At 40.2% G+C, this 13,862-nt stretch carries 12 protein-coding genes; 3 read left to right on the top strand and 9 right to left on the bottom strand.

Annotated features, from left to right (window positions below; genetic code table 11):
* Positions 1 to 3: 3 nt before the first annotated feature.
* From WKT01_RS04700 to WKT01_RS04685, 4 genes are all read right to left on the bottom strand, one after another.
* Positions 4 to 513, bottom strand: a complete 510-nt coding sequence (locus WKT01_RS04700) for a PTS system mannose/fructose/N-acetylgalactosamine-transporter subunit IIB (protein WP_270395754.1) — start codon at positions 511 to 513, stop codon at positions 4 to 6.
* Positions 514 to 786: 273 nt separating this feature from the next.
* Positions 787 to 1,752: a D-2-hydroxyacid dehydrogenase gene (locus tag WKT01_RS04695; protein WP_117974661.1), complete on the bottom strand. Its 966-nt coding sequence runs from the start codon at positions 1,750 to 1,752 to the stop codon at positions 787 to 789.
* An 18-nt stretch (positions 1,753 to 1,770) separates the two neighbouring features.
* Positions 1,771 to 2,649, bottom strand: a complete 879-nt coding sequence (locus tag WKT01_RS04690) for a glycyl-radical enzyme activating protein (protein ID WP_117974663.1) — start codon at positions 2,647 to 2,649, stop codon at positions 1,771 to 1,773.
* Positions 2,650 to 2,672: 23 nt separating this feature from the next.
* Positions 2,673 to 5,201 (bottom strand): glycyl radical protein, encoded by a 2,529-nt coding sequence (locus tag WKT01_RS04685; RefSeq protein ID WP_117974665.1) that lies wholly within the window; start codon positions 5,199 to 5,201, stop codon positions 2,673 to 2,675.
* Between the two features lie 215 nt (positions 5,202 to 5,416).
* Between WKT01_RS04685 and WKT01_RS04680 the strand changes: the two genes are divergently transcribed.
* Positions 5,417 to 6,214, top strand: a complete 798-nt coding sequence (locus WKT01_RS04680) for an IclR family transcriptional regulator (RefSeq protein WP_340311542.1) — start codon at positions 5,417 to 5,419, stop codon at positions 6,212 to 6,214.
* A gap of 199 nt (positions 6,215 to 6,413) precedes the next feature.
* Here the strand turns inward: WKT01_RS04680 and WKT01_RS04675 are convergent, their stop codons facing one another.
* The 5 genes from WKT01_RS04675 to WKT01_RS04655 form a co-directional block, all read right to left on the bottom strand.
* On the bottom strand, positions 6,414 to 7,463 hold the full coding sequence (locus WKT01_RS04675; RefSeq protein WP_340311541.1) for a hypothetical protein: 1,050 nt from the start codon (positions 7,461 to 7,463) through the stop codon (positions 6,414 to 6,416).
* On the bottom strand, positions 7,450 to 8,253 hold the full coding sequence (locus tag WKT01_RS04670; protein ID WP_340311540.1) for a DeoR/GlpR family DNA-binding transcription regulator: 804 nt from the start codon (positions 8,251 to 8,253) through the stop codon (positions 7,450 to 7,452). The genes WKT01_RS04675 and WKT01_RS04670 overlap by 14 nt, the downstream gene beginning before the upstream one ends.
* 87 nt (positions 8,254 to 8,340) lie before the next feature.
* A complete protein-coding gene (ulaG, locus tag WKT01_RS04665; RefSeq protein ID WP_340311539.1) occupies positions 8,341 to 9,444 on the bottom strand; it encodes an L-ascorbate 6-phosphate lactonase in 1,104 nt (367 codons plus the stop codon).
* A gap of 256 nt (positions 9,445 to 9,700) precedes the next feature.
* Positions 9,701 to 11,047, bottom strand: a complete 1,347-nt coding sequence (locus WKT01_RS04660; RefSeq protein WP_117974671.1) for a glucose-6-phosphate isomerase — start codon at positions 11,045 to 11,047, stop codon at positions 9,701 to 9,703.
* A gap of 87 nt (positions 11,048 to 11,134) precedes the next feature.
* Positions 11,135 to 11,941, bottom strand: coding sequence for a hypothetical protein (locus WKT01_RS04655; RefSeq protein ID WP_340311538.1), 807 nt, complete (start codon positions 11,939 to 11,941; stop codon positions 11,135 to 11,137).
* Positions 11,942 to 12,305: 364 nt separating this feature from the next.
* Here WKT01_RS04655 and WKT01_RS04650 point away from each other — a divergent pair, with 364 nt between their 5' ends.
* The gene (locus tag WKT01_RS04650) at positions 12,306 to 13,421 is read left to right on the top strand and encodes an anaerobic sulfatase maturase (RefSeq protein WP_340311537.1); all 1,116 of its coding nucleotides are present in this window, start codon (positions 12,306 to 12,308) and stop codon (positions 13,419 to 13,421) included.
* A 118-nt stretch (positions 13,422 to 13,539) separates the two neighbouring features.
* Positions 13,540 to 13,782, top strand: a complete 243-nt coding sequence (locus WKT01_RS04645; protein ID WP_059067170.1) for a TIGR03905 family TSCPD domain-containing protein — start codon at positions 13,540 to 13,542, stop codon at positions 13,780 to 13,782.
* Positions 13,783 to 13,862: the final 80 nt, after the last annotated feature.

The raw sequence follows: 13,862 nt of genomic DNA, 5'->3' as shown, positions 1-13,862 counted from the left end.
CTTTTATATACCTAATGCTTTTTTGTTCCGCGGCTGGTCAAGAAGCTCCATCATAGATGTTTCTGCATCTGCCGGAAACATCTGGCAATATACCTGTATGCCCTTGCTGTCCATTTCCTGGAATACCTTTGCACGTTCCGGGCTGACATTCACCTGCTTATATACACACACCGAATTTTTTTCTCCTGCCAATGTAGCTACCTGGATTCGTTCAAACCGAATTCCTTCCTCATATGCTTTCATAGCATGCTCCGGTGTCTGAAAGATCACGATCGTATTGTCCTCTCCGAACTGATCTTCTTTCCACTGCTTTACCGCTTCTTCTGTTGTGATCGTGTCACACTTTACTCCTGAAGGTACAGCCATCTCATGCAGATCACACAAAAAAGGATCCTGTGCGTATTCATCATGAATGATCACGGCTCTTTTGATACCTTTTTCAGGTATCCATGCGGTACATACCTGTCCATGTACCAATCGGTTGTCGATTCGGAATAATAGATACTTTCCCATACTCTTTTTTCCATCCTTTCTTTTTGGGTTTGCCTCTTTATTGAGCAAAATGGATGCCACCACACTTTTTCTCAGCATACTTTTTATATGGAATTTCTATTTCCCCTGTCATCTCCAGTGTTTTTTATAAAATTATTTTTAACCGCCTACCTATATTTCTATCCAAAAAAGCAAAACACTTCACTTTTGCCACACTTTTCTTCTTTTTTACCACACTTTTTTATAAAGAAAAATCTTCACAGATAACGTATGTGAAGATCTTTCTTACGTAAACTAGCTGTTCACAACATGGATCGGGCTTCCCTTTACGAATGCTTCCAGATTTTCTTCGCTGATATTCATAATCCGTTGCCGACTCTCTTTAGATGCCCACGAAATATGCGGTGTGATAATACAATTTTTAGCCTTTAATAGTGGATTATCTCTTTTTATCGGTTCTGTATATACCACGTCCAGGCCTGCGCCCTGGATCTTGCCTGAATTCAGTGCATCTGCCACATCCTGCTCATTGATCAGCTGCCCGCGTGAGTTATTGATAAGAATCACTCCATCCTTCATTTTAGCGATCGTATCTTTGTTGATCATTTCTGTATTCTCCGGAGTCAGATTACAATGTAACGTAATAACATCCGCCTTACTCATCAAAGTATCCAGATCCACATACTCCGCAATCTCTTTTCCTGTTTCTGTCGGATACACATCATAGGCAAGTACATGCATTCCCATAGCTTTCGCAATCCTGCCTTCTGCCTGTCCTATCCTTCCGAATCCGATAATCCCTATAGTCTTATCCAAAAGTTCGATCAGTGGATAATCCCAGTAACAAAAATCTGCACTTTTTTCCCATCTTCCCCCGGCAACTGTCTGACTGTGATGTCCAATATGGTGACAGATTTCCAAAAGGAGCGCTATAGAAAACTGCGCTACCGCTTCTGTTCCATAGGTTGGCACATTGGACACAACAACTCCCTTTTCTTTCGCTGCCTGTATATCAACTACATTATACCCTGTAGCAAGTACACCGATAAACTTTAACTGCTCACTGCTCTCTATACTTTCTCTTGAAATAGGTGTTTTATTTGTAAAGACGATTTCTGCTCCCTTTATTCTTTCTTGTATTTCTTCTTCATTATAAATATCTGTCCGGTCATATACAGTAAGCTCTCCAAACCGTTCAATTCCTTCCCAACTTAAATCTCCTGGATTTTCCGTGTAGCCATCCAATATGACTATTTTCATTTTTCTTTCCTCCATTTTTTATTGAATCATTACATTCAGTCCTGCTCTTCTAAACTTTGCAGCCATTGGTTCCAATTCACTGCGTTCCATATTCGGCAGTTCTCCCATCGGCCATTTCATACCTATCCTTTCATATTTTGATTTTCCATAGGCATGGAACGGAAGCAGACATACCGTGAATTCTGACGTGAACTCTTTTAAGAAAGAAATCGTCTTATCGATCAACTCTTCTGAATCATTATATCCGGGAATGATCGGCATTCTTACAGCGAATGGAATCTTGTTTTCATCTAAATATCTAAAGTTCTGTAAGATCCACGTATTATCTACTCCTGTATATTTCTTATGCAGTTCATTATCAATCGCTTTCATATCAACATAAGCAAGATCGATATATTCTGCCACATGCGCAAAAATATCCGGATGACAATAGGCTGTCGTATCGATCATCGCATGTATATTTTCTTCTCTGCACCCTTTCAGTATCTCGGTCGCAAAATCAGGCTGCATCAATACCTCTCCGCCGCTTAACGTAACACCGCCGCCTGAACGGTCATAAATCAATTTGTCCTTTCGTATTTCTACAAGCACATCTTCCGATGTCATAAGTTTTCCTACTACTTTTCTTGCATCATGCAAACATACTTCCACACATTTTCCACAGCCTGTGCAGCCTTTTCCTGTCTCCACCGCCTTTGTCTCACAAACTTTTACACACTCTTTGCAGCCTATGCATTTTTCTTTATAAAACATAACCTGCGGATGATAACTCTGGGATTCCGGATTACTGCACCACAGACAACGCAGAGGACAGCCTTTTAAAAAGACTGTCGTGCGTAATCCAGGTCCGTCATGCATAGAACAATTCTGTATATCAAATACATATCCCGATTTCATTCCATTTATCCCCCTTCGGTATTTTAACCTACAGATTCAAATTCTACTCTTGCGATCAAATCATCCTGCAAATCTCTGGATATCTCTGTAAAAAATGCGGTGTAACCTGCAACACGGATGATCAGATCTCTGTAATTTTCCGGATGTTCCTGAGCATCTCTCAGCGTCTCTGCTGATACGACATTGATCTGTACATGATTTGCACCACGTCCGTCTGCGCCCATATTGCACAGATAGATGCGTACCAGACTTGCTAATTTCTTAACATCATCTTCCTTTTCGAGAGCACGCGGATGGAATTTCTGGTTATATACAACAGAATTAATTTCTGAGTAATCCCATTTTGCCGCACTGCGCATAGAGGCGGACGGACCTTTCAAAGCCAGTCCCTGCATCGGAGAAATTCCGCCTTCAGCAAGCGGCATTCCTGCATTTCGTCCGTCTGGTGTAGCGCCCATCATACTTCCGTATAATACGCCTGCTGACAGATGGATATATACTGGGTTTTTACGTAAACGTCCAAATCTCATTGGATATTTTAAATATTCATGGTTGATCGTATGTTCCATTGGTACGATCCATTTATCTACACATTCGCTGTCTGTACCATACTTAGGTGCCTGCAGAAGAGCTTTCTGAAGTGTTTCATACCCTGCGAAATTATTATCCAGAGCTGCAACCAGCTCTTCCATTGTGGCTTTTTTATCTTCAAAGACCACTTTTTCAACAGCTCCCAGTGAATCAATACAGTTTACAAGCCCTACCGAAACTCCCATGGCAGCACTGTGTCCTAAAGAACCGCCGCAAGTAACATCTAATCCATCTGCCAAACTTGTTCCCTGGAACATAGACGTATATGGTGTACGCAAGAAATCCTGCCATACTTTATATATCGTATTTGCATGTATCACAGCCATTCTGATTCCATATTGTATTTGTTCTTGTAAAGCATGATACACATCATCGATACTCTTAAAATTCTTTGGATCTCCGGTCTGTGGCCCTACCTGTACCCCTGTTTTTCTGTCTTTTCCATTTGTAAATACATATTCCAACGCAACTCCCGGATTAATATCTGCCGCATGATCCATATTCGGCAGATGGGGATGCCACATAAATGAGCAGCAGACGGAATCGTAGGTTCTCGCAGATTTTTCAGAAAGTCCACATGCTTTTTTAAAGTGGTTTATCCTGGAATCCGCTCCCAAAAACATGGGTTTTCCACCGCCGCTTCGAATAACTTTTACAGCTGTCTCCAGATAATCGTCCGGTACATTTTCTTCTACCCAGACTGCTACGTTCGGCTGATCCAAATGTACAAATTCTTCCACTTTCAGACATAAATAACTTAATTCGTTAACTGCGCTCTTGCCATTCACATCTGTACCGCCTAAGCTGATATTTTGGAACATAGGATTTCCGGTTCTATAACGGGACTCTCCCTGTGTATATACCTTGTTTGTCTCTGCCAATTTTAACCAATAACATGCTATGATATCTTCTGCTTCTTCTAATGTCAGATTTTTGTTATCCAGATCCTTCTTAAAATACGTATAGAATTTCTGGTCTACTCTACCGGGAGACTCAGCAACCGCATTAGATTCATAGTAATAGATCAGCTGCATAAACCATGCAGACTGAACTGCCTCATAGAAATTATCAGGTGCATTCCATGGTACTTTTTTAAGTGTTTCTGCAATTCTCGCAAGCTCACCTTTACGCTTTTCCTCCGTCGTTGCCAACGCCATCTTTTCTGCTTCAGCTGCATAACGTTCTGCAAAAGTATGTACTGCATCACAAATAATTACAACCGCTTTCCAAAACTGTACCTTATCGACATACTTCGGGTCTGTCTGGTCTGCTGTATCGATATATTTAAGCGCTTCCTCTTTATACCATTTAAGTCCTCTTTCCAATCTATGTTTATCTAAAGATAAAATGTGGCCTATTGGCTGTTCCATAGAAATCCCGCATGACCAAAGTCCGTATTTTTGTTTTTCCCTTACTTCGTCCGGTAATTGTTTCTGGATCCGTGAAAAACTACAGCGGTCTTTCCAATATGGATGAATTTCCTTTTTGTAAAATTCTTTATCTTCTTCCGTTACATATGTCGGATTGTATTCTCTGGTAGAAATCGTATCGATTTCATTGATCAGCCAGTCACATATTTCCGGGAACCATAAGCATCCGCGCGGAGTAGGTGTAACAGATCCTACGATTAATTCGTCTTCCCGGATATAGACCGGATAATTTTCTAAAATATGAGCCAATGCTTTTGCCTGGCGGATATTTGCATCCTCGCCTTCTGTCATCTTATAGCTTTCTGTAACTAATTTTCCTCTTTCTTTAATATAAAGCTGCTGCTTTGAATCCAACACACGTTCTCTTAATCTAGTCAAACGTTCTGTTTTCTCCATATCTTTGATTTTTTCGATAACTGCAAAGTCTGGATTCCAATTTCTCGCTCCAACCGGATCTGGTAATTCTGCCATACATCTTTCCAAATTTTCATACTCTGCTTTTGTAACTGTTTCCATAGTTATATTTTTCATTTCCCTCTCCTTTCATTTGATATTATCAACCTATGTTTTATATTAATAACCATACCTATATATTACACTTCTATTTGATTTGCTGTCAATAAAAATTATGCATAAAAAATTTCATACAAATTTAGCCATTTTTCACAAATAGCATACTTAAATTATTTTTACTTGCTTTTCCGTAATTTTTAAGATAACGTATTAGAAAGAGGGAGAAATCAGACATGAAAACAAATCAAGATAATGAAAAAAAATCAAAAATAACGATCCAGTCTGTAGACAGAGCGCTCAAGATCATCGAATTTATCGCCGAAAATAACGGCGCCTGCGGTTTATCAGAAATTTCCAGAGGAATGGAATTAAACAAGGCTACTGCTTATGGACTCCTATCGACATTGGAGCAACATAGATATGTGGAATTAGATCCTGATACAAAAAAATATCGCTTAGGATTATTTCTCGCTGAATTGGCGATGAAAGTGGAAGATTTTTTAGATATACGTACTATTGCCAAACCATATATGGAAAAACTGGCCGCAAAATATACGGCCAGCATCCATCTTGGAATTGAATCTGACGGAGAAGTCCTTTATATAGAGGTCAGCAAATATAATTTTGTCCTTCCCATTGTATGCCAGGTCAATTCCCGGCTTCCATTTTATTGTACTGGCGTGGGAAAGGCAATTCTTGCTTTTTGGTCTGAAGAACGTATCCAAACCTATCTATCTAGCCAAAAACTAATTGCAAAAACTCCAAATACAATCACTTCTACTAAAAGGCTAGAACAAGAATTAGCGCTTATCAGAAAGCAAGGATATGCAGTGGAAAATGAGGAAAACCAAATCGGTGTCATATCTGTCTCTGCGCCTATTTTTTCATTGAATGGAGGGGTCGTAGCCGGTATCAGTATTGGTTTGATCAAAGCAATGCTGACGGAAGAAATGAAAACAAATGTGATTCATGATTTATTAAAATGTTCTGAAAAAATTTCTCAGGAAATGGGTTATAAAAAGGGGAACTGAAAAAATTACAGGAACAGATAGAAAAGAAGGTCCAAAAGGGATATTCTGCTGAGGCGATAGCAGAAATGCTGGAAACAGATATTGAAACTGTCCAGAAATTTTCTAAACTTTAATTGAGCAATCTTTCGACTATGTATTCCGTTTAAAAAGTCTGCCTCACCGTAAACAGTGGGCAGACTTTTCTCTACTCTTTTATTTTTTATTCTCTCTCAAATGTATACATCGCAATCTCATCGATCTCTCTGTTTGTAGAGATCAGCACTTCCTCACCGTCTCTGTCGTACTTAAATACATTTGCTGGTCCACAGTCCTGATCCAGAACTGTTGCCTTATATTCCTTTTCTTTCTCATCATAGGTAAATGCCAGGAGATTTCTTTTCCCCTTTCTATGCCCAATGATGACCGCCGGTTCTCCAAGCAGTGTGCCGCCATAGATAGCATGCGCAAATTCTGCGGTGTCATATGTATACACTTTTTTGTATGCCCCGTCTTCCTTTTTCAAGATATAAATATTTTGTCCGTGGAATGGAGAGATCATGACCAGTTCCGGTTCTCCGTCCCTGTCCAGATCCACAAGTACCGCATCGCTTCCCGGTTCATCTGTCAATTTCTCGATTTCCCAACTTTCCTCTGCGGCTGCCGGAGGGATAAATTTATATACGCCCTCGTCACAGGAGATCAGACATACATCCGTCCCCTTTTCCTGCATTTTATAGTAACCGTGATTTTTCAGCATATTGTCTTTGATAACGGTCAGTTCCAGCTGGTGCTCCTCATCAAAACAACTTAAATCCTCCGGAAGTACTGCTGCATAAGTCTTACCAGGCATAGACCAGTCGTCCTTATAGGCATGTCCGGATTTCAACGCACATGCGATCAGATAATTTACGCCGTTTCTCGTAACAATATCAAACCGATGTACATGTGGAAGTTCCACTAATGTGCGTACTTCCCAGCCCCCGTTTTCTTTAGGAGATACGATCACAATCTTTGCCTCTTTGGAATCATTCGGGGAATAGAACTTATGGGTCGCTAAAAATATACCGTCGCTTCCCGGTACCTGCACCATACTCATGACTCCGCCCGGCTCCTCCCAGACCGTATCCACCTGATTTCCCTGTGTATCAAATAAATAGCACGGATCCTGCTTTTCTGCCGCCACAAGGATATGTTGTTTCCCCTTGTACATAAGCGGCGCTATAGAATAACATTTTGTAAGCTTTCCTAATACTTTTTTATTTACTTTCAAGACTGACGCCTCCTGCTTCTTTTTCCGCTTTCACCTGATGAACTTGTACACCCATTTTTTCTAACTGTTTCAATACATCCTGTGGCGCCTTTTCATCTGTGATCAAGTGCCCGATCTGCCCGATCGCCGCACTTGTAAAACTGCTGTTTTTTCCGATCTTTGTATGATCTGCCAGCACATACACATCTTTTGTTGCATTTTGTATCATCAATTCATTGATTTTTACTTCTGCGGCGATCTCTGTTGTCATACCTGACATCGGAGATATCCCAGAGCATCCAACGAACGCTTTTTTCGGAAACACCGTCTGCAGATTGCGGATAGCAAAATCTCCGACCATCGCGTCTTTCGGATGACGCAGTTCTCCTCCTGTCATCAGTACACTGATTCCTTCCGGATAATCTGTGTGGATCGCCTTTCCATTATTTGTAATAACTGTTACATTATCGCAGTTGATATATTTTAAGATCTGCAGTGCATTTCTGCTGGAATTGATAAACAAAGAATCTCCCGGCTCTACAAGAGAAGCCGCATATTTAGCGATAAGATTCCTGTATACGCTTATCTCTCCATCTTCTTTCTTCTCTGCTTTCGCAGAGACAGCGCCGCCGTAAAACCGTACAAGAAGATTTTTCTCTTCTAAATACTGCAGATCTCTGCGGATGGTGATCAAAGATACCTGAAATTTTTCTGCCAGTTCATCTACCCGCACCGCCGGATTTTCTTTCATGAGAGCAAGTATCTGTTTTCTTCTTCCTTCTACATATGCCCGTTCTCTTTTCATCGCCATACACTCCGTCCATATAAGATCATCATTCTTCTGTATACTCTTCCGCTCTTCAAAAGAAGCGTTTTCTTTTTTATCTTAAGCTTCTTTTTACAGTAATGAACGGAACGGGATATTCTGAGGCGCTTCAAAACAGTCCTCAAATCCTCTTCTGTGATGATATGCCCTTTTATCTTTATCGGTAGGATATACATATTTTCCTCCTACTTCCCAGAAGAAAGGATGGAAGTCATACCCTAAACGGTCCTTTTTCATCTCATACAGAACCTTGATCTCATTTACATCCGCCATAAAGTTTGTCCATACATCGTAATGGATCGGAATCACTACTTTACATCTCAAGGCTTCTGCCATTCTGAGTATATCAACAGATGTCATTTTATCCTGCATACCTACCGGATTCTCTCCATAAGAACCAAATGCCACATCAATATCATAATCTTTTCCATGTTTTGCAAAATAAATAGAATAATGAGAATCTCCGCTGTGGTAAATATTCCCTCCCGGCGTCTTGATCAGATAATTGACTGCCTTATCATCCATATCTGTAGGGCATTTTCCCGTCAGCTCTTCTCTGTCCGCTCCCTGAGAATCTGTCGTGACGATACAGGTTCTGTCAAAGGAATCTAATGCAATGATCTCAATATCTTTGATCTTAATGGAATCTCCTGGTTTTACAGTTATACACCTGTCTGCCGGTACTCCCCATTTTTCCCACAATTCTACAGATTTCTTTGGTCCGATAAAAGGTACCGGGATCTCTTTTCCATTTTCATCTACTGTTGTCATACCGCTTTTGATCACATGGGAAGCATACTCGGCGCTCATATGATCCTGATGATAATGTGTGGCAAGCACTGCGTCTACCTGCTTGATGCCAAATGGATCGATCACAAACGGAACCGCCCTTAGATTTGGCTGCATTGCCCTTGCGCCGCACATATTTGCCATCTGATGTCCAACCTTCATCTTGCCGTCTCCATGTGTTCTCTTTCCGTTTCCGCACCACAAGTCTACGGTGATATTGCATCCTCCCGGTGTCTTAAACCACATCCCTGTACAGCCAAGCCACCACATTGCCACTGTGCCTGGTTTTACTTCTTCATTCTCGATCTCTTCATTGAGCCATGTTCCCCATTCCGGAAATGTACTCATAATCCAACTTTCACGAGTGATCTCATCAATTTTGCTCATCAGACTTCCTCCTCAACTAGGGTTATGTTTTATTAATTGAATAATATCACATATTATGTTCTTTTTCAATCGTATTATATGATTATTTTCATTCATAACCTGTCCGCTGCTATCTATTTATTCTTGAAAACACAAGCAGAATACTTTCATAGATATGCACAAAAAAGCTGACGCAAATTCTTCTTTGTGTTTGCGTCAGCTTTATATAGAACTTCCTACATAAAAATATCACATTGTTTCTAAATATAGTACTATATTATAATCTCTTTAATAACTCTTCTCTTTCCTTTTCATATCCTGGTTTTCCAAGTAAAGCAAACATGTTTTTCTTATAACTTTCTACGCCTGGCTGGTTAAATGGATTAACGCCGAGTAAATATCCACTAAGCCCACAGGCAAATTCAAAGAAATAGAATAATTCGCCAAGATAAAATTCGTTCTGCTCCGGTATTTTTACCATGAGGTTCGGAACATTCCCGTCGGTATGGGCAAGGATCGTTCCATTCATTGCGCTTTTATTAATAAAGTCTACATTTTTTCCTGCCAGATAATTCAATCCGTCCAAATCAACCGGCTCTTCATTTATGATAATTTCTTCTCTGGATTTTTCCACATTTAAAACAGTCTCAAATAAAATTCTGTTTCCATCCTGTATAAACTGTCCCATAGAATGAAGGTCTGTTGTCAGATCCACGGAAGCCGGGAAGATTCCTTTCTGATCCTTTCCTTCACTTTCTCCATACAACTGTTTCCACCATTCAGATACATAATGCAGGCTTGGTTCATAATTCGCCAGAACTTCTATTGTCTTCCCTTTACGCAGCAGGATATTACGGATCGCCGCATACTGCATAGCATCATTTTCCGCGAAATCTTTCTCCAGCGCTGCTTTTCTTCCAGAAGCCGCTCCCTCCATCAATTTGGTGATGTCAGCCCCGCTCACCGCGATCGGCAGAAGTCCAACTGCTGTCAAGACAGAAAAACGTCCGCCCACATCATCCGGTACTACAAATGTCTCATATCCTTCTTCTGTCGCAAGATTCTTCAATGCCCCTCTTGCCTTATCTGTCGTTGCATAAATTCTCTTTGCAGCACCTTCTTTTCCATACTTCTTTTCCAATATTTCTTTAAAAACACGGAAAGCAATAGCTGGTTCTGTAGTTGTACCAGATTTGGAGATCATATTAATGGAAAAATCTCTGTCTCCTACCACGTCTGCCAAATCTTTGATATATGTACTGCTGATACTGTTTCCTACATAATAAATCTCTGGAGATTTCCGAACATCTTTAGAAACGACATTTGCAAAAGAATGACCTAGGAATTCAATCGCAGCTCTTGCGCCCAGATAAGATCCTCCGATTCCGATCACAAGCAGCACTTCTGAATCTTCTCTGATCTTTTCCGCTGCTTTCTGAATACGGACGAATTCTTCTTTGTCATAATCTACCGGCAGGTCGATCCATCCCAAGAAATCGTTTCCGGCTCCTGATCTCTCAAGCAGTTTGTCCTTTGCCTGTGAAACCAATCCACTCATATATTCCATTTCATGTTCCTGAATAAAACCGTCTGTTTTTGAATAATCAAATGTTACTTTAGCCATTGATATCCTTCCTCTCCATTGACTTTTCTTACAGCATCTTATGTGCTATCTGTCATACACACATTTTACCAAATCCATATAGCTTATTCAAGCCAAAAACTCCTCCAATATCTGCCGGATCGTCTCTTCCTTCAACGTCGGTTCTTCGTTTTCTTCTATTTTTTCTTTCACGGTCCTGCGTATGATTTGTTTCGCTGCGTCTCCCTTTTTTGCATCTCTTGGTTCTCCTTCTATATTGATCGATAAATTGGGTTCTGGCTTTGCAGAGGAAGCTCGTTCTTCTGACACTGGAATTTCTTCGTCTCTTGATGGCGTCACCTTCTCCGTATTTGGTGCGGCAATTACATTGATTGCCTCTTTTTCAGCCGCTTTTTGCTTTTTGTAACGGCCGGAACAGGTATTTTCCAGATAATCTACCATATAGTTCTTTGCTGCATTGATCTTATACGGCTCGTCCGATAGTTGACGGATCACAAATAAAAATACCATTTCTGCTGCTCCTGCCGCCATATATTGAAACACGGATTCTGTAAATCCGTAGGAAAGATAGTTAACCGACGCTCCCAATGCCGCCAGTATTCCCGAAAACCAGATTGCCTGTAACTCCAATTGCCGCCAGGTATGTATCCGGAATAAGAAGCCCCGGTATTCGAATATATATTTCTCTACAAATGCATCTGTATTCTCTACTGTATCGTGTGCCATACATGCGTGCTCATATTTCGCGCGCACCAATTTTATCAGTTTGTGTGTACTCTTTGACATACTTCCTGCGGCCTTCACCAATCTGCGCAGCGTGATCTGATTTACCACTTTGGATAAAATTCCGATAACGCCGACTATGATCATCAGATACATCATGATATTGGTGTCCGCTGCCATTTCTTTTAGCATAACTGTTCCTCCTATTTTTTATTCTGTCACAATGTTCTTTTTCAGGTTTTCCCTGCATTGCGTTTGAGCACATTATATCCCATCTTTCAAGGACTTTCCTCAAAAACCGTTTTACATTTTTCTACAAAAAGGAGACTCCTTACAAGCTATTATTCGGTCTCTTTTCTTTTTTGAAGAACTTCATAATCCGTTCTGCATCTTTTACTTAAGAATACATTTCCCTTACTTTTCTTAAGTCCCTTTCCTCTCTTTACATTGTCATTTTTATAGAGATAAACACGAATTTTGGCGTGCGAAATTTAAAATCTGTGTTACACTATATAGAGATACGAACTATTTCTATAAAACAGATAGAGGAAAAAACATGTACTTACAAACCGTATTGATAAAACCCACTTCCAGTCTATGTAATATGCATTGCGATTACTGCTTCTATTGTGACGAAGCCGCAAAAAGGGAAACGGCTTCTTATGGAATGATGAGTGAACATACATTAAAAAATATAATTAAAAAGACTCTCTTACAGGCACAGTCCGATATTTGCTTTGCCTTCCAAGGCGGAGAGCCTACACTGCGGGGACTTCCTTTTTTCCAAAAGGTGATTGACTTTGAAACTCGTTTTAACCGGAATACAGTCCGGATATCTAATGTCATACAGACAAACGGGCTTCAAATCGATACTGACTGGTGTAAATTCTTTAAAGAGAATCATTTTCTGGTTGGTATATCGGTGGATGGCACGCAAACAACACATGACATGTGCCGACATACGAAATCTGGCGCATCTACCTACGCAAAAATAAAACAGTCTATCCATCTGCTAGAACAATACCAGGTAGACTATAATATCCTGACAGTTGTCAATGCCTTTACAGCTCCTGCAATCTGCGAGATCTATCAGGAATATAAACAAAACGGCTGGAATTACCAACAGTACATCACCTGCCTGGAACCATTGGGAGAAGAGGCACGAAAACACCCTTATTCATTGACTCCTTCTATGTATGGTAAATTTTTGATCCAGCTTTTTGATATGTGGTATAAAGACTGGAAACGCGGAAAGGCTCCCTATATACGCCAATTTGAAAATTATATTGGAATCTTAATGGGCTATCCGCCCGAATCCTGTGAGCAAAGAGGGATCTGCAGCATGCAGGGCGTCATTGAAGCAGACGGCAGCGTGTATCCCTGTGATTTTTATGTTTTGGATCCATACAAACTTGGCAGCTTTAACGAAAATACGATCTCCGATTTTTTTGAAAATAAAAGAGCAAAAGATTTTATCGAAGAATCGAAAAATATCAGCAGTGCCTGCAAAAACTGTGAATACTATACTTTATGCCGCGGCGGCTGCAAAAGAAGCAGAATAAAGGAACCAGACGGCACAGCTTACCGAAGTTATTTCTGTGAAAGTTATCGGATGTTTTTTGCTAAAGAGGGAAAACGCCTGGAAGAAATCGCAAAATTTTTAAGAAAGTAAATTCGTTATTTATATCTTACTGGTTGTAATTATCAGAAGAAACATTTATAATGCTGTTGTGTTTGCGGCATTTGTTTAATGCCTGTACATACTTTAAAACTTTTGAAAGGAGGCTTTTATGGATTATAAAACGAAAGGTGTTTGTTCCCAGAAAATTCATTTTGATATTGAAGATCATAAAGTGAGAAACGTATCTTTTTTAGGAGGCTGTAGTGGAAATCTCCAAGGAATTTCCCGTCTGGTAGAAGGAATGGATGTAGATGAAGCCATCCACAGAATTGAAGGAATCAAATGTGGTTTTAAAGCAACTTCCTGTCCTGATCAATTGGCAAAAGCATTAAAAGAAGCAACCGGGAAATAAACGGCTGCTTCTTATTTTTAGGGTGAAGCGTCACCAATCATTGACACCTATACAAGACTGGTTTGTCAAACTCCAGAGCT

The sequence above is a fragment of the Mediterraneibacter sp. ICN-202921 genome, from assembly GCF_037890075.1.
GTDB lineage: Bacteria > Bacillota > Clostridia > Lachnospirales > Lachnospiraceae > Mediterraneibacter > Mediterraneibacter massiliensis.
The sequence above is the reverse complement of the archived record's forward strand: the minus strand, read 5'-3'. Positions and strand labels throughout refer to the sequence as shown.